At 39.9% G+C, this 24,397-nt stretch carries 23 protein-coding genes; 21 read left to right on the top strand and 2 right to left on the bottom strand.

The annotated features are described in order from the left end of the window. Nucleotides 1–21: 21 nt before the first annotated feature. On the bottom strand, nucleotides 22–1,278 hold the full coding sequence (locus AAFQ93_RS00740) for an ISL3 family transposase (protein ID WP_375555366.1): 1,257 nt from the start codon (nucleotides 1,276–1,278) through the stop codon (nucleotides 22–24). A 591-nt stretch (nucleotides 1,279–1,869) separates the two neighbouring features. Between AAFQ93_RS00740 and nagA the strand changes: the two genes are divergently transcribed. The 18 genes from nagA to rpmH all read left to right on the top strand — a co-directional run bounded on the left by nagA (nucleotide 1,870) and on the right by rpmH (nucleotide 19,274). Then, a complete protein-coding gene (gene nagA / locus AAFQ93_RS00735) occupies nucleotides 1,870–3,021 on the top strand; it encodes an N-acetylglucosamine-6-phosphate deacetylase (protein WP_049509183.1) in 1,152 nt (383 codons plus the stop codon). A gap of 140 nt (nucleotides 3,022–3,161) precedes the next feature. Continuing rightward, nucleotides 3,162–4,220, top strand: a complete 1,059-nt coding sequence (locus tag AAFQ93_RS00730) for a zinc-dependent alcohol dehydrogenase family protein (RefSeq protein ID WP_375555365.1) — start codon at nucleotides 3,162–3,164, stop codon at nucleotides 4,218–4,220. A gap of 136 nt (nucleotides 4,221–4,356) precedes the next feature. Further along, complete coding sequence (locus AAFQ93_RS00725) at nucleotides 4,357–4,734, top strand: DUF1033 family protein (RefSeq protein WP_223140241.1); 378 nt, start codon at nucleotides 4,357–4,359, stop codon at nucleotides 4,732–4,734. 58 nt (nucleotides 4,735–4,792) lie between these two features. Beyond that, complete coding sequence (comGA, locus tag AAFQ93_RS00720; RefSeq protein WP_375555364.1) at nucleotides 4,793–5,734, top strand: competence type IV pilus ATPase ComGA; 942 nt, start codon at nucleotides 4,793–4,795, stop codon at nucleotides 5,732–5,734. Further along, nucleotides 5,655–6,698 carry a competence type IV pilus assembly protein ComGB gene (gene comGB / locus AAFQ93_RS00715; protein ID WP_223141129.1) on the top strand — a complete coding sequence of 348 codons (1,044 nt, stop codon included), beginning with the start codon at nucleotides 5,655–5,657 and terminating at the stop codon, nucleotides 6,696–6,698. The genes comGA and comGB overlap by 80 nt, the downstream gene beginning before the upstream one ends. Then, entirely contained in the window at nucleotides 6,699–7,022 is a 324-nt protein-coding gene (gene comGC, locus AAFQ93_RS00710; protein ID WP_375555363.1) for a competence type IV pilus major pilin ComGC, read from the top strand. Then, nucleotides 6,985–7,419, top strand: a complete 435-nt coding sequence (gene comGD / locus AAFQ93_RS00705) for a competence type IV pilus minor pilin ComGD (RefSeq protein ID WP_375555362.1) — start codon at nucleotides 6,985–6,987, stop codon at nucleotides 7,417–7,419. The genes comGC and comGD overlap by 38 nt, the downstream gene beginning before the upstream one ends. After that, entirely contained in the window at nucleotides 7,382–7,684 is a 303-nt protein-coding gene (comGE, locus tag AAFQ93_RS00700) for a competence type IV pilus minor pilin ComGE (protein WP_223140199.1), read from the top strand. The genes comGD and comGE overlap by 38 nt, the downstream gene beginning before the upstream one ends. Further along, entirely contained in the window at nucleotides 7,647–8,108 is a 462-nt protein-coding gene (comGF, locus tag AAFQ93_RS00695; protein WP_223140198.1) for a competence type IV pilus minor pilin ComGF, read from the top strand. The genes comGE and comGF overlap by 38 nt, the downstream gene beginning before the upstream one ends. Further along, a complete protein-coding gene (gene comGG, locus AAFQ93_RS00690; RefSeq protein ID WP_223140197.1) occupies nucleotides 8,086–8,523 on the top strand; it encodes a competence type IV pilus minor pilin ComGG in 438 nt (145 codons plus the stop codon). The genes comGF and comGG overlap by 23 nt, the downstream gene beginning before the upstream one ends. A gap of 109 nt (nucleotides 8,524–8,632) precedes the next feature. Then, the gene (locus AAFQ93_RS00685) at nucleotides 8,633–9,334 is read left to right on the top strand and encodes a histidine phosphatase family protein (RefSeq protein WP_000179052.1); all 702 of its coding nucleotides are present in this window, start codon (nucleotides 8,633–8,635) and stop codon (nucleotides 9,332–9,334) included. Between the two features lie 188 nt (nucleotides 9,335–9,522). Continuing rightward, nucleotides 9,523–11,229 carry an ABC transporter ATP-binding protein gene (locus tag AAFQ93_RS00680; protein WP_375555361.1) on the top strand — a complete coding sequence of 569 codons (1,707 nt, stop codon included), beginning with the start codon at nucleotides 9,523–9,525 and terminating at the stop codon, nucleotides 11,227–11,229. Nucleotide 11,230: 1 nt separating this feature from the next. Further along, nucleotides 11,231–12,997 (top strand): ABC transporter ATP-binding protein, encoded by a 1,767-nt coding sequence (locus tag AAFQ93_RS00675; RefSeq protein ID WP_375555360.1) that lies wholly within the window; start codon nucleotides 11,231–11,233, stop codon nucleotides 12,995–12,997. Between the two features lie 288 nt (nucleotides 12,998–13,285). Further along, complete coding sequence (locus tag AAFQ93_RS00670) at nucleotides 13,286–13,975, top strand: gamma-glutamyl-gamma-aminobutyrate hydrolase family protein (RefSeq protein WP_045614750.1); 690 nt, start codon at nucleotides 13,286–13,288, stop codon at nucleotides 13,973–13,975. 169 nt (nucleotides 13,976–14,144) lie between these two features. Then, the gene (locus AAFQ93_RS00665; protein ID WP_375555359.1) at nucleotides 14,145–15,494 is read left to right on the top strand and encodes a glucose-6-phosphate isomerase; all 1,350 of its coding nucleotides are present in this window, start codon (nucleotides 14,145–14,147) and stop codon (nucleotides 15,492–15,494) included. Nucleotides 15,495–15,624: 130 nt separating this feature from the next. Beyond that, a complete protein-coding gene (gene gltX, locus AAFQ93_RS00660) occupies nucleotides 15,625–17,085 on the top strand; it encodes a glutamate--tRNA ligase (protein ID WP_375555358.1) in 1,461 nt (486 codons plus the stop codon). 695 nt (nucleotides 17,086–17,780) lie between these two features. Further along, the gene (locus tag AAFQ93_RS00655) at nucleotides 17,781–18,995 is read left to right on the top strand and encodes a pyridoxal phosphate-dependent aminotransferase (RefSeq protein WP_375555357.1); all 1,215 of its coding nucleotides are present in this window, start codon (nucleotides 17,781–17,783) and stop codon (nucleotides 18,993–18,995) included. A 144-nt stretch (nucleotides 18,996–19,139) separates the two neighbouring features. Beyond that, complete coding sequence (gene rpmH / locus AAFQ93_RS00650) at nucleotides 19,140–19,274, top strand: 50S ribosomal protein L34 (RefSeq protein WP_000831905.1); 135 nt, start codon at nucleotides 19,140–19,142, stop codon at nucleotides 19,272–19,274. 182 nt (nucleotides 19,275–19,456) lie between these two features. Here rpmH and AAFQ93_RS00645 read toward each other — a convergent pair whose 3' ends face one another. Next, nucleotides 19,457–21,301 (bottom strand): APC family permease, encoded by a 1,845-nt coding sequence (locus AAFQ93_RS00645; protein WP_375555356.1) that lies wholly within the window; start codon nucleotides 21,299–21,301, stop codon nucleotides 19,457–19,459. 155 nt (nucleotides 21,302–21,456) lie between these two features. On the opposite strand from AAFQ93_RS00645, the gene AAFQ93_RS00640 reads away from it, so the two are divergent. The 3 genes from AAFQ93_RS00640 to AAFQ93_RS00630 all read left to right on the top strand — a co-directional run bounded on the left by AAFQ93_RS00640 (nucleotide 21,457) and on the right by AAFQ93_RS00630 (nucleotide 24,353). Then, nucleotides 21,457–22,233 (top strand): TatD family hydrolase, encoded by a 777-nt coding sequence (locus AAFQ93_RS00640; protein WP_223140192.1) that lies wholly within the window; start codon nucleotides 21,457–21,459, stop codon nucleotides 22,231–22,233. Further along, nucleotides 22,230–22,793: a ribonuclease M5 gene (gene rnmV, locus AAFQ93_RS00635; protein ID WP_223140191.1), complete on the top strand. Its 564-nt coding sequence runs from the start codon at nucleotides 22,230–22,232 to the stop codon at nucleotides 22,791–22,793. Before AAFQ93_RS00640 ends, rnmV begins: the two co-directional genes overlap by 4 nt. Before the next feature lie 132 nt (nucleotides 22,794–22,925). Next, a complete protein-coding gene (locus AAFQ93_RS00630; RefSeq protein ID WP_223140190.1) occupies nucleotides 22,926–24,353 on the top strand; it encodes an SseB family protein in 1,428 nt (475 codons plus the stop codon). The last annotated feature ends 44 nt before the right edge of the window (nucleotides 24,354–24,397 follow it).

Genomic DNA, 24,397 nt, shown 5'->3' with positions numbered 1-24,397 from the left:
CTGTAGTGGGTTGAATAAAAACTAACATCTGGAGAGGACAATTGATGTCCTCTTCATTTTTATATTCAGAGCGATGAAAATTCGTTTCTTAAAGTTGTCAAAGTTCCTAAAACCAAAGGCATTTCGTTTGATGAGTTTAATGAGATTATTGGTTGCTTCCAATTTAGCGTTGGAATAGGGCAATTGAAGGGCGTTGACAATTTTCTCTTTGTCCTTGAGAAATGTCTTAAAGACAGTCTGAAAAAGAGGATGAACCTGCTTCAGATTGTCCTCAATAAGTCCGAAAAATTTGTCAGCTTCTTTATTCTGGAAGTGAAAAAGCAAGAGTTGATAGAGATTATAGTGGTGTTTCAAGTCTTCTGAATAGCTCAAAAGCTTGTCTAGAATCTCTTTATTCGTTAAGTGCATGCGAAAAGTAGGGCGATAAAAACGTTTATCACTCAGTTTACGGCTATCTTGTTGGATGAGTTTCCAATAGCGCTTGATAGCCTTGTATTCATGAGATTTTCGCTCAAATTGATTCATGATTTGGACACGAACCCGACTTATAGCTCGGCTTAAGTGCTGAACAATGTGGAAACGATCAAGTACAATTTTTGCATTAGGAAAAAGCTGTTTAGCCAAGTTATAGTAAGGACTAAACATATCCATAGTAATGATTTTCACCTGATAGCGAACAGCCCTATCGTAGCGAAGAAAGTGATTGCGGATGATAGCTTGTGTTCTTCCCTCAAGAACAGTAATGATATTGAGCTTGTCAAAATCTTGTGCAATAAAGCTCATCTTTCCCTTGGTAAAGGCGTACTCGTCCCAAGACATAATCTCTGGAAGACGAGAAAAATCGTGCTTAAAGTGAAAGTCATTGAGCTTACGAATGACAGTTGAAGTTGAAATGGATAGCTGATGGGCAATATCAGTCATAGAAGTCTTTTCAATCAACTTTTGAGCAATCTTTTGGTTGATAATACGAGGAATTTGGTGATTTTTCTTGACGATAGAAGTCTCAGCGACCGTCATTTTCGAGCAATGATAGCACTTGAATCGACGCTTTTTAAGAAGAATTCTGGTAGGCATACCAGTCGTTTCGAGGTAAGGAATTTTCGACGGTTTTTGAAAATCATATTTCTTCATTTGACATCCGCACTCAGGGCAAGACGGGGCGTCATAGTCCAGTTTAGCGACGATTTCCTTGTGTGTATCCCTATTGATGACATCTAGAATCTGGATATTAGGGTCTTTAATATCGAGTAGTTTTGTGATAAAATGTAATTGTTCCATATGATTCTTTCTAATGATGGTTTGGTCGCTTTTCATTATAGATCTTATGGGACTTTTTTTCTACACCAAAATAAGCTCCATAATATCCATAGGGGATTTACCCACTACAAATATTATAGAGCCTTATTATAAATAGGAAGATTTTTTGGATTCACAAAAATAGTTTAAAAGACTACGCTATTTAGACCATTTTTGAGAATGAATATTGGACTATACCGATTGTGCCGAACACGGTATTGAACTATGTATAAAAAATTGTGATTATTAAATTCCAAGGCTATAAAATTAAAGCAAAAGTTTAAAATTTATTTGGTCAACCACTGGTCAATTTCCTCAATTTCAATACTAATTAGCGTGTGATAATATCTTGATTTAATCGTTTCTTGGTTATTTATTTTAACTTATTTTAACGCTAGTTTGTTGGCCGCCGGTATAGTATTAAAGACAAGGTTTTTAGACCTTGTCTTTTTTGTTGAATAATTTATTAAAATTTCACTAAAAAAGGTCTATACCATTTACAAATCGTTTTGAAAGGTTTATAATGTAATTGACATAATAAATAGTAGATTATTTCTTAAGGGGGTTATCATTATGCCTAAATATATTAAAGCTGATCAATTTTTCTATCCACATGGTATTCGTCGTGGAGGTTATTTGGAACTTATTGATGGCAAGTTTGGTAAGCATGTTGAAGAGATTTCTGGGGATGCTGAAATTTTAGATTATTCTGGTTATAGCATCGCACCTGGTCTCGTTGATACACACATTCACGGTTTTGGTGGTGTGGATGTCATGGATAATAATATTGAAGGAACTCTTCATACGATGAGTGAAGGTCTTCTTAGCACAGGTGTTACTAGTTTCCTACCAACTACACTAACTTCATCATACGAACAATTGCTGGCTGTTACTGAAAACATTGGTGCACGCTATCAAGAAGCATCTGGTGCTAAGATTCGTGGTATCTATTTTGAAGGGCCATATTTTACTGAGGAATTTAAAGGAGCTCAAAACCCTGCTTACATGAAAGATCCTCGTATGGATGAGTTCCGTGCTTGGCAGAAGGCTGCTAATGGTCTTCTTAATAAAATTGCTCTTGCACCTGAACGTGATGGTGTTGAGGACTTTGTACGTACTATTACTGGTGAAGGTGTAACTGTTGCTCTTGGTCACTCTAATGCTACATTTGATGAAGCTAAAAAAGCTGTTGATGCCGGGGCTAGTGTTTGGGTTCATGCCTATAATGGAATGCGTGGCTTAACACACCGCGAACTCGGTATGGTTGGTGCGATGTATGAGTTACCACACACTTATGCAGAATTGATTTGTGATGGTCATCACGTGGATCCTAAGGCCTGCGAAATTCTTCTTAAACAAAAGGGAACTGAAAATATTGCCCTTATCACTGATTGTATGACAGCCGGTGGTTTGCAAGATGGCGATTATATGTTAGGTGAATTTCCAGTTGTAGTTGCAAATGGGACTGCTCGCCTTAAATCTACAGGTAACTTGGCAGGTTCCATTCTCAAACTTAAAGATGGTTTGAAAAATGTCGTTGAGTGGGGAATTGCAAATCCTCATGAAGCAGTCATGATGGCTAGTCTGAACCCAGCTAAATCAGTTCATATCGATGACGTCTGTGGACAAATTCGTGAAGGCTATGATGCTGACTTTATCGTGCTAGATAAAGATTTGGAATTAGTAGCAACTTATCTAGACGGTGAAAAACGTTATCAAGCATAATTTCTAAAGAAGAAACTAGTTTAGTTTCTTCTTTTTTTAAAATAAATTTGTTATTTCTTTCACAAATCACTTGATTTTTTCAATGAAAAGGCTTACAATTATGATATAAATAATACAAATAAAAAAGTGGAGGATTGCTTATGAAAGCTTATACTTACGTTAAACCAAGCCTTGCGTCATTTGTTGATGTAGACAAACCAGTTATTCGCAAGCCAACAGATGCTATTGTGCGTATCGTTAAGACTACTATTTGTGGTACAGACCTTCATATTATTAAAGGCGATGTTCCTGCTTGTAAGAGTGGAACTATCCTAGGACATGAAGGAATTGGTATTGTAGAAGAAGTCGGAGCAGGAGTTTCAAACTTCAAAAAGGGTGATAAGGTTTTGATTTCTTGCGTTTGTGCATGTGGCAAGTGTTACTATTGTAAAAAAGGAATCTATGCCCACTGTGAAGACGAAGGTGGATGGATTTTTGGACATTTGATCGACGGTATGCAAGCAGAATATCTTCGTGTGCCTCATGCTGATAATACTCTTTATCATACTCCAGCTGACTTGTCTGATGAAGCTTTGGTTATGTTATCTGATATCTTGCCAACTGGCTATGAAATTGGTGTCTTAAAAGGGAAAGTTGAGCCTGGTTGTAGTGTAGCTATCGTTGGTTCAGGGCCAGTCGGATTGGCAGCTCTTTTGACGGCACAATTCTATTCTCCAGCTAAATTGATTATGGTGGACCTAGACGATAATCGCTTGGATACTGCAGTTTCTTTCGGTGCTACTCATAAGATTAATTCTTCAGACCCTGAAAAAGCAATTCAAGAAATTTATGATTTGACAGATGGTCGAGGTGTAGATGTCGCTATTGAGGCGGTAGGAATTCCTGCAACGTTTGATCTCTGTCAAAAGATTATCGGTGTAGACGGAACAGTAGCCAACTGTGGTGTGCATGGTAAACCAGTTCAGTTTGATTTGGACACTCTTTGGATTCGGAACATTAACGTAACTACTGGATTGGTTTCTACCAATACAACTCCTCAGCTTTTGAAGGCCTTAGAAAGTCATAAAATTGAACCTGAAAAATTGGTAACTCATTATTTCAAACTTAGTGAAATAGAAAAGGCCTATGAAGTATTTAGTAAGGCCGCCGATCATCATGCGATTAAAGTGATTATTGAAAACGATATTTCAGAAGGTTAATCTTGTTTTAAATCCAGTTATTCGTTTTTGAATAGCTGGATTTTTTGAAAATGTTATATAATTCGTGAAAATGAGCAAAATTCTTTCATTGTTCTTAAAATTTCGCTATAATATACGGTACAAAGGAAGTTAAACTATGTATCGAGTTATAAAAATGTACGGAGATTTTGAACCGTGGTGGTTTATAGAAGGCTGGGAAGACGACGTCATTGCGAGCAAAACATTTGATAACTATTATGACGCCTTGAAATATTATAAGTCTTGTTGGTTTGAGTTAGAAAAGGAAATTCCCCTTTACAAAAGTAGAGGAGACTTGATGACTATTTTTTGGGATCCAGAAGATAAACGCTGGTGTGAAGAATGCGATGAATTTCTTCAGCAATATCATTCCTTGGCTTTGTTGGAGGATGGTCAAGTCATTCCTGATGAAAAATTTAGACCTGGTTACGAAAAGCAGACTGGTTTAGAAATCCACCGTACTTGTCGCATCAAAAAAGAAGAAACAACTTTTTAATGAAGTTGTTTCTTCTTTTTTTATATTTTCTTCGAATAATAAGAATGAGGAGGAAGATATGGTACAAACACTTGCACAAGAATTGATTACACTGGCCAAAAAACAAGGAGCTCAGGACATCTATTTTGTTCCTAAAGAAAAGATTTATGAGCTACATATGCGAGTTGGAGATGAGAGACATTTGATTAACACCTATGACTTTGAAAAGTTGGGGGCTGTCATTAGTCATTTTAAGTTTATTGCGGGGATGAACGTTGGAGAAAAACGCCGTAGTCAGCTTGGTTCCTGTGATTATCAGCATGGAGATAAGGTTTCTTCATTACGCTTATCGACGGTGGGAGATTATCGTGGTCATGAGAGTCTAGTAATCCGGCTTTTGCATGATCAAGAACAAGAGTTGCGCTTCTGGTTTCAGGACCTTATAGAACTGGAAAAGGGCTTTAGGCAACGCGGGCTTTATCTTTTTGCAGGCCCCGTAGGAAGCGGCAAAACTACTTTGATGCATGAATTAGCCAAGTCATTGTTTAAGGGACAACAGGTCATGTCCATTGAAGATCCGGTTGAGATTAAGCAAGAAGCAATGCTACAATTACAGCTCAATGAAGCTATCGGACTGAGCTATGAAAACTTGATAAAACTTTCCCTACGACATCGTCCAGATCTTTTAATCATTGGAGAAATCAGGGATAGTGAAACAGCCCGTGCTGTTGTACGAGCTAGTCTGACAGGTGCCACGGTATTCTCGACAATCCATGCCAAGAGTGTTCGTGGTGTCTATGAGCGTCTTTTAGAACTGGGTGTCAGTGAAGATGAACTAGCAGTTGTTTTACAAGGCGTATGCTACCAGAGGTTAATCGGGGGAGGAGGAATTATTGATTTTGCAAATGGAAATTATCAAGAACACCAGGCAGAAAAGTGGAATGGACAAATTGACCAGCTTCTTAAAGAAGGACATATCACTGCCCTTCAAGCTGAAACGGAGAAAATTAGCTACCAGTAAGCAGAAGAAAATCATCACTCTCTTTAACAATTTATTTTCTAGTGGTTTTCATCTGGTAGAAATCATTTCCTTTCTAGATAGAAGTCTCTTGTTGGAAAAGGCATATGTATCGCAGATGCGCCTAGGACTTGCGCAAGGAAAGTCTTTTTCGGAAATGATGGGTCATTTAGGTTTCTCGAGTGCGATTGTCACGCAACTTTCATTGGCTGAAGTTCATGGGAATCTCCATTTAAGTTTGGGTAAAATCGAAGAATATTTAGATAATCTAGCTAAGGTCAAGAAGAAGTTAATCGAAGTTGCGACCTATCCAGTCATTTTGTTAGTTTTCTTACTGCTCATTATGATGGGTTTGCGTAATTATCTCTTGCCTCAACTGGATAGTAGCAACATAGCTACCTTAGTGATTAGTAACCTGCCACAGATTTTTCTTGGGCTTGTTCTAGCGTTAGGTCTAGTATCTTTAACAGGACTGATATTCTACAGAAAATCTAGGAAGATACAAGTATTTTCTTTTCTAGCTAGAATCCCCTTTCTAGGTGTGTTTATTCAGTATTATCTAACTGCCTATTATGCTCGAGAATGGGGTAATATGATTGGTCAAGGTCTGGAGCTATCACAGATTTTCCAGATGATGCAGGAGCAAGGAAATCCTCTTTTTAGGGAAATAGGACAAGATTTAGATCAAGCCTTGCAAAATGGGCATGAATTTTCGAAAGTTGTGCAACATTATCCTTTCTTTAGAAGAGAGTTGGGTTTAATCATTGAATACGGAGAGGTCAAATCCAAACTGGGGAGCGAATTGGAAATCTATGCAGAAAAAACTTGGGAGGCATTTTTTACCCGAGTCAATCGTACCATGAATCTAGTTCAACCGCTGGTATTTATTTTTGTAGCCCTGCTAATCGTTTTATTGTACGCAGCCATGTTGCTGCCAATGTATCAAAATATGGAGGTAAATTTTTAGATGAAAAAGATGATGATGAAATTAAAAGAAGCCAAGGCAAAAGCTTTTACACTGGTCGAAATGTTGGTCGTGTTGCTCATCATTAGTGTCCTACTCTTACTGTTTGTGCCAAATTTGACGAAGCAAAAGGATGCAGTCAATGATAAGGGGAAAGCAGCTGTCGTTAAAGTGGTAGAAAGCCAAGCAGAACTCTATAGTCTGGATAAAAATGAAGATGCTAGTCTAAGCAAATTACAGGCAGATGGACGCATCACTGCTGAGCAAGCGAAAGCCTATAAGGAATATCATGCAAAACAAAAGACAAGTCAAACAGTTGCGGATTAGGGCTTTTACTATGCTAGAAAGTTTATTGGTCTTAGGAATAGTCAGCCTGTTAGCCTTGGGTTTGTCAAGTTCAGTTCAATCAACTTTTGCAGCTGTAGAAGAACAGATTTTCTTTATGGAGTTTGAGGAACTTTATCGAGAAACCCAGAAACGAAGTCTGGCTAGTCAACAAAAGATGAATTTAGTGTTAGAAGAGAGGAGCATTAGTAATGGCTATCAAAAGTTAGCCATTCCTAAAGGGATTCAACTACAGTCCACTCAGTCAATCACTTTTGACAAGGCTGGAGGAAATTCGTCTCTTTCAAATGTAAGATTTCAAACGAGGAAAGAAGTGGTTCGCTACCAACTATATCTAGGAAATGGAAAGATTAAACGTATTCAAGAAGCAAAAAATTAAGGCGGTTATTTTACTGGAGGCAGTGATTTCACTAGCTATTTTTGCCAGTATTGCAACTCTCTTGCTAGGGCAGATTCAAGAAAGTAGACGACAGGAAGCAAGACTTATAGAACAGGAAGAAGTTTTGCGTGTGGCTCGTATGGCTTTGCAGACTGGACAAAAGCAGTTGACTGTCAATGGGCTTACGGTTCATGTTGTCTCGAATGAGCGAGATTTGGAGGTGTATCATGGGACGGAGAAATTACTGGCGATTCAAGATAAGTAGGGTCAGAGCTTTTACACTTTTAGAATCCTTGGTTGCCCTTATCGTTATTAGTGGTAGCTTGCTCCTTTTTCAAGCTATGAGCCAACTCTTGGTTTCAGAAGTTCGCTATCAGCAGAGAAGTGAGCAAAAAGAATGGCTTTTATTTGTGGATCAGCTGGCAGCGGAGTTGAATCGAGCCCAGTTTGAAAAAGTGGAGAATGATAGACTTTATCTCAAACAGGATGGGAACCCCATTTCCATGGGAAAATCAAATTCAGATGATTTTCGGAAAACAGATGCTAGTGGACGTGGCTATCAACCCATGGTCTACGGTCTGAAATCAGCACATATTTACCAAAAAGGGCAAAATGTTCATTTCAATTTTCAGTTTGAAAAGGGACTAGAGAGGGAGTTTATCTATCGTGTGGAAAAAGAAAAAAGTTAGAGCTGGAGTTCTCCTTTACGCTGTCACTATTGCCGGAATTTTTAGTCTCTTGTTACAGTTTTATCTAAATCGACAAGTGGCTCATCATCAGGATTATGCCCTCAATAAAGAAAAACTTCTTGCATTTGCAATTGCTAAGAGGACCTATGAAAAAGCTAGTTCTGAGAGTGGTCAGCAGTCATTTAATGCAGGAAAGGCAACTTATCGTAATGACCAAAAGGGATTTACAGCGATTGTTGACACTGGGAAAAATCAATTTGAATTTCGTTTTCCACCTTTTAAAAAGACTGACGACAAGACGAAGAAAACAGAAAAAAAGTCAAAAGAAGAAAGCGAGAAGAAAAAAGAAGAACAGGTAAAAAATGAGACCACCGAGACATCTAAAGTTGTTCCTTCTAAGAATGATAAGACATAGATTATCAGATTTGTAAAATCTAGTTTAAGTGGTGATGTTGGACTCAGTGGGTTAGGACGAGGTTTTTGCTTGAAATCATGCTATAATAGATACATATGGAGGACGGAAAATGGCAAGTGTAAAATTGTATCTAGTGCGTCATGGGAAAACAATGTTTAATACGATTGGGCGTGCTCAAGGTTGGAGTGATACTCCCCTAACAGCTGAGGGAGAGCGAGGTATTCATGAATTGGGAATTGGCTTGCGTGAATCAGGCTTAAGCTTCGAGCGTGCTTATTCAAGTGATTCAGGGCGTACCATTCAAACTATGGGAATTATCCTTGAGGAATTAGGTTTGACAGGGCAAATTCCTTATCGTATGGATAAGCGAATCCGTGAATGGTGCTTTGGTAGTTTTGATGGTGCATATGATGGAGACCTTTTTATGGGCATCATCCCACGTATCTTTAATGTCGACCATGTGCATCGTTTGTCCTATGCTGAGCTGGCTGAAGGTCTGGTAGAAGTGGATACAGCAGGCTGGGCTGAAGGCTGGGAAAAACTAAGTGGTCGCATCTGGGAAGGTTTTGAAGCCATTGCTAAGGAAATGGAAGCTAATGGGGGAGGAAATGCTCTCGTAGTCAGTCATGGAATGACTATTGGAACCATTGTTTATTTAATTAATGGCATGCATCCGCATGGCCTTGATAATGGAAGTGTGACGATTCTTGAGTACGAAGATGGTCAGTTCTCAGTCAAGATTGTTGGGGACCGTAGCTACCGTGAAATTGGACAAGCTAAACTAGAGGAGCAAGCTAGTTCAGAGAAATAAAAATTCTGTTCTCAATTAGAAGAATTTTAAACGATTTTATAGAATGCTGATGTCGTGATTCACAAGCTTGCGAGAACTGAGTACTTTGACAATAGCATTCTTTTTTGTTAGAATAGTATTAACATGAAAGCATAAGAAGGGACTGACAGAACTGTCGTCCCCTTTTGTCTATCTTATAAGGGGGAAATATGCTGTTTCAGAAAATAAAAGCCTATAAATGGCAGGCCCTGGCTTCCTTGGTTATGACAGGTCTAATGGTAACGAGTTCACTCTTGCAACCACGTTATTTGCAGGAGGTTTTAGAGGCACTGCTAACAGGTGATAACGAAGCTATTTATCATATTGGTTTTTGGTTAATCCTTGTTGCCTTGATTGGTTTGATTGCAGGTGGCATCAATGTTGTGTTAGCTGCCTACATTGCTCAAGGAGTTTCGTCAGACTTACGGGAAGATGCTTTTCGTAAGATTCAAACTTTTTCATACGCCAATATTGAGAAGTTTAATGCAGGGAACCTTGTTGTTCGTATGACCAACGATATCAATCAGATTCAGAACGTAGTCATGATGACCTTCCAAATTCTCTTTCGACTACCACTTTTGTTTATCGGTTCCTTTATTCTAGCAGTTGTCACCCTACCTTCTCTGTGGTGGGTGCTAGTTCTCATGGTCGTTCTGATTGTTGTCATAATGGGTTTTATGATGGGAGTTGTGGGACCACGCTTTGCAAAATTCCAGACCTTACTAGAGCGTATCAATGCCATTGCTAAAGAAAATTTGCGTGGTGTGCGCGTGGTTAAGTCTTTTGTCCGAGAAAAAGATCAGTTTGATAAATTTACGCAGGTGTCAGATGAATTGTTGGGAGAAAACCTTTATATCGGTTATGCCTTTTCTGTTATGCAACCTGCAATGATGTTGATTTCTTACGGGGCTGTTTTTCTCTCAATCTGGCTTGTAGCAGGTATGGCAGAGTCAGATCCATCAGTCGTTGGTTCCATTGCTTCCTTCGTGAATTATCTGAGTCAGATTATCTTTACTATCGTTATGGTCGGATTTTTGGGGAATTCAGTTACTCGTGCCATGATTTCCTTCCGTCGTATTCGTGAAATCCTGGATACAGAACCGGCTATGACTTTCAAGGATGTGGAAGATGAAGAATTGGAAGGAAGTCTCAGTTTTGAAAATGTAACCTTCACCTATCCAAATGATGAAGAACCTATCCTAAAAGATGTGTCCTTTGATATCGCAGCTGGTGAGATGGTTGGGGTTGTCGGAGCAACTGGTGCAGGGAAATCAACCTTGGCTCAGTTGATTCCACGTCTGTTTGATCCTCAGCAAGGTTCGATCAAAATTGGTGGAAAGGACATTCGTACAGTTAGTGAAGGGACACTTCGCAAGACAGTCTCTATCGTTCTACAAAGAGCCATTCTCTTTAGTGGAACCATCGCAGATAATCTCAGACAAGGAAAGGGAGATGCGACAGTTTCAGAAATGGAACGCGCAGCTCGTATTGCCCAAGCGAGTGAATTTATTAGTCGCATGGAATTGGCTTTTGAAAGTCCGGTTGAGGAACGTGGAACTAACTTTTCTGGTGGACAAAAACAAAGAATGTCTATTGCGCGTGGGATTGTTAGCAATCCTCGTATCTTGATTTTTGATGATTCAACCTCTGCCCTTGATGCCAAGTCAGAGCGCTTGGTTCAAGAGGCTCTTAACAAGGATTTGAAGGGGACGACTACGATTATCATCGCGCAAAAGATTAGCTCTGTTGTGCATGCTGATAAAATTTTAGTACTTGATCAAGGTCGACTGATTGGCCAAGGAAAACATGCTGACTTGGTTGCAACAAACCCAGTTTATCGTGAAATTTACGAAACACAAAAAGGAAAGGAGGAGTAGGATGAAGACATTTGAATTTTTTTGGAACTATTTTAAAGTTTATAAGATATCCTTTGTCGTTGTTATTGCTATGATTATCATTGCAACGATAGCCCAAGCCCTCTTTCCAGTATTTGCAGGTCAAACAGTCACGGAACTAGCTAATTTAGTTATAGCTTATCAAAATGGAAATCCTGATATGGTTTGGCAAAGTCTATTAGGACTCTTGCTTAATCTTGCTTATATTTTAATCGTTTTAGTAGTTTCTAGTCTTATCTATATGGTCTTGATGAGCCGCATTATTGCCGAATCTACAAATGAGATGCGTAAGGGACTTTTTGGCAAGCTTTCTCGCTTGACGGTTTCCTTCTTTGATCGCCATCAAGATGGGGATATCCTGTCACGTTTTACCAGTGATTTGGATAATATTCTCCAAGCTTTCAACGAAAGTTTAGTGTCTGTCATGACTAATATTGCCCTTTTTATTGGCTTGCTGATTGTTATGTTCGCAAAAAATGTCACCTTGGCTTTAATCACAATTGCCAGCACTCCAATAGCTGTTATCATGGTCTTCTTTATCTTAAAGCTAGCACGAAAATACACCAACCTCCAACAAAAAGAAGTTGGGAAGCTCAATGCTTATATGGATGAGAGTATCTCTGGACAAAAAGCCGTTATTGTTCAAGGCATTCAAGAAGATGTGATTGCAGGTTTTGTTGAGCAAAATGAACGGGTTCGAAAGGCCACTTTCAAGGGAAGAATGTTCTCAGGAATTCTTTTCCCTGTTATGAACGGGATGAGTTTGGTCAATACAGCTATTGTTATTTTTGTCGGTTCAGCTATTTTACTAAATGATAAGAACATCGAGACAGCAACTGCTCTGGGCTTGATTGTCATGTTTACTCAGTTCTCGCAACAGTATTACCAGCCCATTATCCAATTAGCAGCGAGCTGGGGAAGCTTGCAACTGGCCTTTACAGGTGCCGACCGTATCCAAGAAATGTTTGATGCAGAAGAAGAAGTCCGTCCTCAAGATGCTCCAGTCTTCACAGAATTGCGAGAGGGTGTGGAGATTCAGAACGTAGACTTCTCCTACCTTCCAGGAAAACCAATTTTGAAAGATGTTAGCATTTCAGCTCCAAAAGGAAAAATGATTGCGGTAGTTGGTCCGACAGGTTCAGGGAAAACAACCATCATGAACTTAATCAATCGTTTTTATGATGTGGATGCAGGAAGTATCAGCTTTGATGGCAGAGATATTCGCGAGTTTGATTTGGATAGTTTGCGAAGCAAGGTGGGAATTGTTCTACAGGATTCTGTTTTGTTTAGTGGAACTATTCGTGACAATATTCGATTTGGTGTACCAGAAGCTAGTCAGGAAATGGTCGAAGCAGCAGCTAAAGCTACACACATCCATGACTACATCGAAAGCCTGCCAGATAAGTATGATACTTTGATTAATGATGACCAGAGCGTCTTCTCAACTGGCCAAAAACAGTTGATTTCCATCGCCCGTACCTTGATGACAGATCCGCAGGTCTTAATCTTGGATGAGGCAACATCAAACGTTGATACTGTAACAGAAAGCAAGATTCAAAATGCCATGGAGGCAATTGTAGCAGGAAGAACTAGTTTTGTGATTGCTCACCGCTTGAAAACCATTCTCAATGCGGATCAGATTATTGTTCTTAAGGATGGTCAAGTTATCGAACAAGGAAATCACCATGAATTACTCAAGCTTGGAGGATTTTACTCCGAACTGTACCATAATCAATTTGTCTTTGAATAATACTCTTCGAACATCTCTTCAAACCACGTCAGCGTCCTCTTGCCGTATATGTGTTACTGACTTCGTCAGTTCTATCCACAACCTCAAAACTGTGTTTTGAGCAACCTGCGGCTAGCTTCCTAGTTTGCTCTTTGATTTTCATTGAGTATAAGCAAAAAAGTTGTCCTAAATTTGGGCAACTTTTTCTGATAAAAAAATTTTATCACGGACTTAAAAAATACATATTAGACAGGTGTGGGGAAGGATGGTAAGATAAGATTATCAATAGAAAACGAAAGGAAATCAGTAATGGCAAGAACGGTTGTTGGAGTTGCAGCAAATCTATGTCCTGTGGACGCAGAAGGAAAAAATATTCATTCATCAGTCTCTTGTAAATTCGCTGAGAGTATTCGTCAGGTTGGCGGACTTCCTTTGGTGATTCCAGTTGGTGATGAGTCAGTTGTTCACGACTACGTAGAAATGATTGACAAGCTTATCTTGACTGGAGGGCAAAATGTCCATCCTCAGTTTTATGGTGAAGAAAAAACGATTGATAGCGATGACTATAATCTAGCTCGAGATGAGTTTGAGTTGGCACTTTTACAAGAGGCCCTACGTCAGAATAAGCCAATTTTAGCCATTTGCCGTGGTGTTCAGCTAGTTAACGTTGCCTTTGGTGGTACGCTCAATCAGGAGATTGAAGGTCACTGGCAAGGCCTACCTTTTGGGACTTCACATTCTATTGAGACAGTGGATGGCAGTGTAGTGTCTAAATTATTTGGTAAAGAAAGTCAGGTTAATTCAGTCCATCGTCAGAGCATTAAAGACCTGGCACCCAATTTCCGTGTGACGGCTGTGGATCCACGTGATCAAACTGTTGAAGCAATTGAATCTATTGATGAACACCGTATTATTGGTCTCCAGTGGCATCCAGAATTTCTGGTCAATGAAGAAGATGGCAACTTAGAATTATTTGAGTATTTATTGAATGAATTGTAACGACTAGAAACCTAGTTGTTTTTTTATTCGCCGTTTACGAATATTTATAGAGTTGCATTTTTACGCAAACGTTTGAATTGTGATAAAAATTGGAAATTTTTAGTATAAAAACTTGAAAAAATTGTTAGTAAGCGTTATGATAGAAAAGAAGAAATTTTGGAGGAATACTATGTCACATATTAAATTTGATTATTCAAAAGTATTAGACAAATTTGTTGCACCACATGAAGTGGAGTACATGCAATCACAAGTTACAGCAGCAGACGAATTGATCCGTAAAGGAACTGGTGCTGGTAGCGACTTCTTGGGTTGGTTGGACCTTCCTGAAAACTACGACCGCGAAGAATTTGACCGCATCTTGAAAGCTGCTGAGCAAATTAAAGCAGACAGCGATGTTTTGGTCGTTATCGGTATTGGTGGATCATACCTTGGAGCGAAAGCTGCCATTGACTTCTTGAACCACCACTTTGCAAACTTGCAAACAAAAGAAGAGCGCAAAGCGCCACAAATCCTTTACGCTGGAAACTCAATCTCATCTACTTACCTTGCTGACTTGGTAGAGTATGTTTCAGATAAAGACTTCTCAGTAAACGTGATTTCTAAATCAGGTACAACAACTGAACCAGCCATCGCTTTCCGTGTCTTCAAAGAACTCTTGGTTAAGAAATACGGTCAAGAAGAAGCTAACAAACGTATCTACGCAACTACTGACCGCCAAAAAGGTGCTGTTAAAGTTGAAGCAGATGCTAACGGTTGGGAAACATTTGTTGTTCCAGATGATATCGGTGGACGCTTCTCAGTATTGACAGCAGTTGGATTGCTTCCAATCGCAGCATCAGGTGCAGATATCAAAGCCCTTATGGAAGGTGCTAATGCTGCTCGTAAAGATTACACATCAGACAAACTTTCAGAAAACGAAGCTTACCAATACGCTGCAGTTCGTAACATCCTTTACCGTAAAGGATATGCTACTGAAATCTTGGTAAACTACGAGCCATCACTTCAATACTTCTCAGAATGGTGGAAACAATTGGCTGGTGAGTCAGAAGGGAAAGACCAAAAAGGTATTTACCCAACTTCAGCTAACTTCTCAACAGACTTGCACTCATTGGGTCAATTTATTCAAGAAGGAACTCGTATCATGTTTGAAACCGTTGTCCGTGTTGACAAACCACGTAAGAACGTGATTATCCCTACTTTGGAAGAAGATCTTGACGGACTTGGATACCTTCAAGGAAAAGACGTTGACTTTGTAAACAAAAAAGCGACTGACGGTGTTCTTCTTGCCCACACTGACGGTGACGTGCCAAACATGTACGTGACTCTTCCTGAGCAAGACGCCTTCACTCTTGGTTACACTATCTATTTCTTCGAATTGGCTATCGCCCTTTCAGGTTACTTGAATGCTATCAACCCATTTGACCAACCAGGTGTTGAAGCTTACAAACGTAACATGTTTGCCCTTCTTGGTAAACCAGGATTTGAAGAATTGAGCAAAGAACTCAACGCTCGTCTATAATAGAGCTGAAAAGAGTGGTTTTACCACTCTTTTTTCTATTTCTCGAAAAGAGAAATTGGACTCTGGCACGACTTGTGATATAATATAGAGAGCAAAAAGGCAGACGCCTAGAGACTTTATAGGAGAAGATATGTCAAAAGATATTCGTGTGCGTTATGCACCAAGTCCAACAGGACTACTACACATCGGAAATGCCCGTACAGCATTGTTTAACTACTTGTATGCACGCCACCATGGTGGAACTTTTATCATCCGTATCGAAGATACTGACCGTAAGCGTCACGTCGAAGATGGAGAACGTTCTCAGCTTGAAAACCTTCGTTGGTTGGGCATGGATTGGGATGAAAGTCCAGAAACTCATGAAAACTACCGCCAATCAGAGCGTTTGGAACTCTATCAAAAATATATCGACCAATTGCTTGTTGAAGGGAAAGCCTACAAATCTTACGTCACTGAAGAAGAGTTGGCAGCTGAACGTGAACGCCAAGAAGCAGCTGGTGAAACACCTCGTTACATTAACGAATACCTTGGTATGAGCGAGGAAGAAAAAGCAGCTTATGTTGCAGAACGTGAAGCCGCAGGTATTATCCCAACTGTTCGTTTGGCAGTTAATGAGTCTGGTATCTACAAATGGCATGATATGGTCAAAGGTGATATCGAATTTGAAGGTGGCAATATCGGTGGGGACTGGGTTATCCAAAAGAAAGATGGCTACCCAACTTACAACTTTGCCGTTGTGATCGATGACCACGACATGCAAATCTCTCACGTCATTCGTGGAGACGACCACATTGCTAACACACCAAAACAGCTCATGGTTTATGAAGCACTTGGTTGGGAAGCTCCAGAGTTCGGTCACATGACCTTGATCATCAACTCTGAAACTGGTAAAAAGTTGTCTAAACGTGATACCAACACCCTTCAGTTCATCGAAGATTATCGTAAGAAAGGGTACCTTCCAGAAGCAGTCTTTAACTTTATCGCCCTTCTTGGTTGGAACCCTGGTGGGGAAGACGAAATCTTCTCTCGCCAAGAACTCATCAAGCTCTTTGATGAAAACCGTCTTAGCAAGTCTCCAGCAGCCTTCGACCAGAAGAAACTTGACTGGATGAGCAATGACTATATCAAGAATGCAGACCTTGAGACTATTTTTGAAATGGCAAAACCATTCCTTGAAGAAGCAGGACGTTTGACAGACAAGGCTGAGAAATTGGTGGAACTCTACAAACCACAAATGAAGTCAGTTGACGAAATCGTTCCATTGACAGACCTTTTCTTCTCAGACTTCCCAGAATTGACAGAAGCTGAACGAGAAGTCATGGCTGGTGAAACGGTGCCAACGGTACTTGAAGCCTTCAAAGCCAAGCTTGAAGCTATGTCAGATGACGAGTTTGTGGTAGAAAATATCTTCCCACAAATCAAAGCAGTCCAAAAAGAAACAGGTATCAAAGGGAAAAACCTCTTCATGCCAATCCGTATCGCTGTTTCAGGTGAAATGCATGGTCCTGAATTGCCAGATACTATTTACTTGCTTGGACGTGAAAAATCAATTCAACATATTGAAAAAATGTTGGCTGAAATTACGAAATAATCTGGCGAAATTAAATTTCGTTCTAGATATTTGTAGTAGTAAAATCTGAGAGAATCACATGGTTCTCTCTTTTTTATTGCCAAAGCAGAATCATATTCAATTAATACTCTTCGAAAATCAAATTCAAACCACGTCAGCTTTATCTGCAACCTCAAAGCCGTGCTTTGAGCAACCTGCGGCTAGCTTCCTAGTTTGCTCTTTGATTTTCATTGAGTATAAATTTTTAAGTGACGCTTTAAAAAGAGTTCTTTTTATATGTACTTATTTGAAAATGCAAAAGTTTTAGTGTATAATACTAAGTGACAGGGCAAGGGAAAGAAGTCAGTGATATGGTAAAATTCTTTACAAACAGACTCGAATTAGCCCAGACATCGTCTATGTTGTTTGTTGAGTCGACTTATTTTTTCTTTGCGTTTTGCTGGACACAGGAAGAAATTCATGAGTTCATGCAACTATCATCCATAACGATGCCTTCGTTTTCGATTCGAAGTTTATATGCGAGACTTTGGATTTAGATGTATATCTTACTAGAGGTGCATATTTTTCTCTTTCTTCTCCCAAAAATAGAAAGAAATCGACCTTGCTCTGTTTACCTTGCGTTAAGCAAGGTTTTTTTGTGGAATAGTAGTGGGCGATTTACGATTTTTCTATCAAGTGGTATAATATTAACTATCCTGATGAATTGAGGAAATCAAATGAAAGAATTTAACAAATCAATCAAATTAGAGCATGTGGCTTATGACATCCGTGGACCAGTTCTTGAGGAAGCCATGCGTATGCGAGCAAATGGAGAAAAAATCCTTCGCTTGAATACAGGAAACCCAGCTGAGTTTGGCTTTACAGCACCAGATGAGGTCATCCATGATTTGATTATGAATGCGCGTGATAGTGAAGGTTATTCGGACTCAAAAGGTATCTTTTCAGCCCGTAAAGCAATTATGCAATATTGCCAATTGAAAAAATTCCCTAATGTAGGTATCGATGATATCTACCTTGGAAATGGTGTGAGTGAGTTGATTGTCATGTCCATGCAAGGTCTCTTGGACAATGGCGATGAAGTCTTGGTTCCTATGCCTGACTATCCTCTCTGGACAGCTGCAGTTAGCTTGGCTGGAGGAAATGCCGTTCACTACGCCTGTGATGAAGAAGCTGAATGGTATCCAGACCTAGATGACATTAAGTCTAAGATTAGTTCAAATACTAAGGCTATCGTTTTAATCAATCCAAATAATCCAACGGGAGCCCTCTATCCTAAAGAACTCTTACTAGATATCATTGAGATTGCTCGTCAAAATGACTTGATTATCTTTGCGGATGAAATTTACGACCGTATGGTTATGGACGGCAATGTCCACACACCAGTAGCAAGTTTGGCTCCAGACCTTTTCTGTGTCAGCATGAATGGTCTGTCTAAATCTCACCGTATCGCTGGTTTTCGTGTAGGTTGGATGGTCTTGTCTGGGCCTAAACATCATGTAAAGGGCTATATTGAAGGTCTCAACATGCTTTCAAACATGCGCCTTTGTTCCAACGTCTTGGCTCAACAGGTTGTTCAAACTTCACTAGGTGGTCACCAGTCGGTGGACGAATTACTCTTGCCGGGTGGTCGTATCTATGAACAAAGAAACTTTATTTATAATGCCATTCAAGATATTCCAGGTTTGTCCGCGGTTAAACCTAAAGCGGGTCTTTATATCTTCCCTAAAATTGACCGCAATATGTACCGTATCGATGATGATGAACAGTTTGTTCTTGATTTCTTGAAGCAAGAAAAAGTACTTTTGGTTCACGGACGAGGATTTAACTGGAAAGAGCCAGATCACTTCCGTATCGTTTATCTGCCACGCGTAGATGAGTTAGCCCAAATCCAAGAAAAGATGACTCGTTTCTTGAAGCAGTATCGTAGATAAGGCTTTCATAGCAAAAAAGCTGGAAACATTTGCCAGAGCTATTGACAAATGCGAAAGAATCAGATAGAATAGTAAAGTATGTTTAGTAACTGATCACTTTATAGCCGGCTAAACGAATACAAAATCTATGAGGAGGTATTCATCGTGAAACGTACTTATCAACCAAGTAAACTACGTCGTGCGCGCAAACACGGATTCCGTAACCGTATGTCAACTAAAAACGGTCGTCGCGTATTGGCAGCTCGTCGTCGTAAAGGACGCAAAGTTTTGGCTGCATAATCCAAACGAATTCAACAAAGAAGTCAGTAGGAACTCGAGTCTACTGGCTTTTCTGTTGCCTAAAAAAGTGAATTTTCTAAAATACCTGTTTTAGAATAAAAACTTCAGCAGATGTATTGGAAAGACAACATATAGAAAAAAGCTCAAAATCAGAAGGTGAATTTCTGATTTTGAGCTTTTCTTTATTCTTTCAAATGATAAGAGTAGCTGGCAACGACGACATCTTCGTGCCATCTGAGAGCATATTTTAATTTGAGGCTCATTTGATTGTGTAGGATATTTTGCCAAGGTTTGTTAGGGATAAATTGGGGTACTAGAACTGTGACTGTGTAGTTCTTTTTCTTGGCTTCTTGAGAGATTTTTCGAACATAGCGAACTGTAGGAGTGATGATATCGCGATAGCTAGTATTAATGTTTTTAAGAGTGATATTTGGGAAGTAGTCGGCAAATTCTTGGAGGATTTCTTGGTCTTTTTCCTCAGTTTCCTTGGTGGAAATGTGCATCGCCAAAACCTCATCTCCAATGCTTTGAGCGTAATTAATAGCTCCGACGCTGACTCGAGTAACATTTCCTACTAAGACAAGGACGACATTGCCATCGTAGGTTTTCTTTTGAATTCCTTCATAAAGGCGAAGCTGTTTGGCCACTTTTTGGTAATGACTGTGGATGGACAAGAAGAGGAAGGTTAGGACCAGAATAATAGGGAAGAATGGCCAGATATCTCCAAGTCTGAAGAAGAGTAAGATAAGAACGATAGCATAACAAATGATGGCACCGAGGATATTTGCAAAAGCTGACTTCAAGAAATGAGAACCTTTTTCTTTTTTCCAGTGGCGAATCATCCCTGTTTGAGAAAGGGCAAAGGGGACGAAAACTCCGATAGTATAAAGAGGGATCAAGCGTTCTGTATTTCCGTTGAAAATAAGCAGGAGGATCATAGCACCGAAGGCCAATGTTAAAATACCGTTTGAGTAACCCAGGCGGTCTCCCTTTTCCATAAAGAGATGGGGCATGTACTTGTTCTTAGCCATATTGTATGCCAACATCGGGAAGGCAGAAAAACCAGTATTTGCAGCTACGGCTAGGATTAGGGCAGTTGAAAATTGGAAGAGATAATAAACAATCTGACCGAGAGCTGAATCCCCTAAAATTCCTTTAGCCATTTGTGAGAGGATTGTTTCTCCGTGTTGAGGTGTAATTCCCATCCAGTAATTTAAGAAGGTAATCCCTGCAAAGAGAAATCCAAGAATCAGAGACATGATGGTCAGTGTTTGAGCTGCATTCTTTTCTTTTGGGGTCTTGAAAAATGGAACAGCATTTGAGATAGCTTCAACTCCAGTTAGTGAAGCTGAACCGCTGGTAAAGGCTCTTAAAATCAGGACGATTGAGAGACTTGGGACAGTTTGACCAATTGCAGAAGTTGCATGATAGCTGAGAGAACCTGTCAACAGTTGGAATAAGCCAAATAATAAGAGGAAGACTGTACTAAAGATAAAGAGGTAGACCGGAATCATCAGAGAACTAGCAGATTCCCTCAATCCTCGCAGATTCAAAAGCATGAGCAAACAGACCAGAAAAATGGAGATGTGGAGGTTATAGGGGTGGAGGGTAGGCAGTGCTGCTGTGATAGCATCAGCTCCTGCAGCCACGGATACGGCTACTGTTAGCATATAGTCAACAAGCAGGCTTCCTCCAGCAATCAAACCTAGCTCAGGAGATAGATTTTCTCGAGTTACCATATAGGCACCTCCACCTTGAGGGTAGACGTGAATGATTTGCCGGTAGGAAATGGTCAGGCTAGCTAATAGTAAGAGGACAAAAATGCCGATAGGAAGACTCCACCAAATAGCGAGGGGAGAAAGACTAGCCAAGACGAGGACGACCTGCTCAGGCCCGTAAGCAATAGATGATAGAGCATCGCTTGAGAGCATTGCAAGTGCCTGCGTTTTTCCAAGTAGTCCTCCCTCGCCTTCAGTTAAGGACTTAAGGGGACGACCAATAAAGGTATACTTCAGTTTTGTAAACATTTTCTTTCCTTTTCTGAAAAATTTCAACAAGAGTTATTATACTGCTATGAAAAAAAGCCGTCAAGAAAAAATGAATGATTTCAAAATATTTTTTCCTATAAGAATGAGACTAGTTTTTTGGTATAATAGAAGGTAGAAAAAACGAGGGAATATACATGATTTTTGATACACATACCCACTTGAATGTGGAAGAATTTTCAGGAAGAGAAGCAGAAGAAATAGCATTAGCAGCTGAAATGGGTGTGACTCGGATGAATATTGTTGGTTTTGACAAACCGACTATTGAGCGTGCCCTAGAGTTGGTGGAAGAATATGACCAACTCTATGCGACTATTGGATGGCATCCTACAGAAGCAGGAGATTATACAGAGGATATTGAGAATTACTTGCTAGAAAAACTAAAGCATCCAAAAGTTGTTGCCCTAGGTGAGATTGGTTTGGACTATCACTGGATGACAGCGCCTAAAGAAGTGCAAGAGAAGGTTTTCCGTCGTCAGATTCAGCTATCAAAGGAATTGGACTTACCTTTTGTAGTTCACACCCGTGATGCGCTCGAAGATACCTATGAAATTATCAAAAGTGAGGGAGTCGGTCCCCGTGGTGGCATCATGCACTCCTTCTCAGGTTCTCTGGAATGGGCTGAAAAGTTTGTGGAGTTAGGTATGACCATTTCCTTTTCTGGAGTGGTAACTTTCAAGAAGGCAACAGATATCCAGGAAGCAGCCAAAGAATTGCCTTTGGATAAGATTTTAGTAGAGACAGATGCGCCTTATTTAGCCCCAGTACCCAAGCGTGGTCGCGAAAACAAGACAGCTTACACGCGCTATGTAGTGGACTTTATTGCAGACTTGCGTGGCGTGACGGCAGAAGAATTAGCTGCTGCGACCAGTGCCAATGCAGAACGAATCTTTGGACTGGAAAGTAAATTATGAAAAAGAAAATTTCCCAAGTCATCGTAGTCGAAGGGCGTGATGATACGGCCAATCTCAAACGTTATTTTGATGTGGAGACCTATGAGACTCGTGGCTCCGCTATCAATGAGCAGGACCTTGAGCGTATCCAACGTCTACACCAACGTCATGGGGTGATTGTCTTTACAGATCCTGACTTTAATGGGGAACGAATCCGTCGGATGATTATGACGGCTGTTCCATCAGTGCAACACGCTTTTCTCAAACGTGATGAGGCAGTTCCTAAGTCCAAGACCAAGGGACGTTCTCTGGGGATTGAACACGCAAGCTATGAAGATCTAAAAACAGCGCTGGAACAAGTCACAGAGCAGTTTGAAGCAGAAAGTGACTTTGACATTAGCCGTAGTGACTTGATTCGATTAGGGTTTCTAGCTGGAGCAGACAGCCGAAAACGCAGAGAATATCTAGGAGAAAGCCTTCGTATTGGTTATTCCAATGGCAAACAGCTCCTCAAGCGTTTGGAATTGTTTGGTGTCAGTTTAGCTGAAGTTGAAGATGCCATGAAATCGTATGAGAATTGAGAATCCGTTCCAAAATGTAGGGGGAATATGATACAATAGAAGTAATCATATACGGTTTAATCAGGCTTGATAGCAAGCATTAGAAAAGTGCTCCACGGGATTAGTCTTGCTTGGAGATAATGAGGAGAAGTTATGGGAATCTTTGATTTTTTAAAAAAGACGGAAACTGCAGAGGCAGCTGAAATCACTGAAGCACAGAAAGAAAGAGAAGAATCTAAAAACAATGCATGTATTGGTGTTCTAGATTTGTTCTCGATGAAGGAAACGAATCAATTATTGATTGTTGGGAGTTTAGAAGGTAGTCTGAATGTTGGGGATCAGTTGCAATTTTGCAATCCCGACCAAGGAATGGAAAGTCTTGGTAGTGTAGAGGTTAAAAAACTCAGCAGTCAAAACAAAGATGCAGATAGTCTTACTGATGAAGTTCTCGTGCATCTAGTGGTTGATAGGATTCCTTCTTTGGATAAACTGAAAAAGGGAAGCGTGCTCTTTAGTTCAGGTGTTGATGAAGAGCAAAAATTATCTAGCTATTCAGATGCTCTTTATCGTGCTTTTGTAGCCATCCAAGAGGGTCAGTTAACAAATGAAGACTATTTGGCAGCTAGCCTTGATGATAGCGTAGAAATTTTACGTCTCTTTTTATGGAAATGCCGTCAAAATCAGGAAACTGAAAGTGAAGAAAGCTATCAAGCTAACACCCGCAAGTTGGAGCGTCTAGCAGAAATTGTCAAGGATAAGTTGTTAGCAGCAGATTCAGTTTATGCAGTTTTCTCAGAAAAAACAGGCGAACCCTATCTTTTCTCAACGACCTATGACAGGGGAGAAGAGGGGTATCTCTGTACGGATCCCATGATCATGCTTTTGACGCCATCTTGGTATCGCCAATTCAAGGAAACCATTGATAGTCGACCAAACTCTGTCGTAAAACTGATTGAAAATACGGAAGATAAAAAAGGGATTGAGAATTTCCTTGGAACAGCCTTTTACTTAAATGGTGCCTTGGGAGCAATCTTTAATTCCAAGGAAGTCAGCATCAGTGCTTCAGCCTTAGTCCAAAAACCAGATTTTTCTGATTTACCAGAAATACAAGTTCCTGTAATGAATCCTGACCTAGTAAGATGGATGTTGTTGATGGGACAATTGGATAGCCCGACGACAGAAGATGAAGAAGTAATTTATAGGCTCTATTATAAGTTCTTTTCAGAAGCTATGCCGAAAGCTAAATTCCTAATTCCTCTAGATGTGGCTTCGGAATTTAAGGGCGATAGTCAGGAAGGAAATTCCTTCGTTTTAGAAAAAGATTCTAGTTTCAACATTCCAGTTAAAGAAGGAAAAGATGGGCGAAATTCTGTGCCTGTATTTACTGATTGGAAACGTCTGCGAATGGTCTTTGATGAAAAATGGAATGGCATGATTGAAGAAGCAGGAGGCATGATTGAAGTTTTTGACTATGCCATTAATCCAACGGAATACTATGAAGCGGGTGCCTATGTTAGCCTAACAGCTTTTAAAGAGATGCAAAAGCTCAGTGAGGAACTAGAAGGCAGAGCTAAAGATTAGAGAGTTTCTTTACATTGGGAAACTATATAGTTTTATCTACATCC

Origin of the sequence: Streptococcus nidrosiense, from assembly GCF_042140045.1 — a bacterium.
In the GTDB taxonomy this organism is placed as follows: Bacteria; Bacillota; Bacilli; order Lactobacillales; family Streptococcaceae; genus Streptococcus; species Streptococcus nidrosiense.
This window is presented reverse-complemented; position numbering and strand designations above follow the sequence as displayed.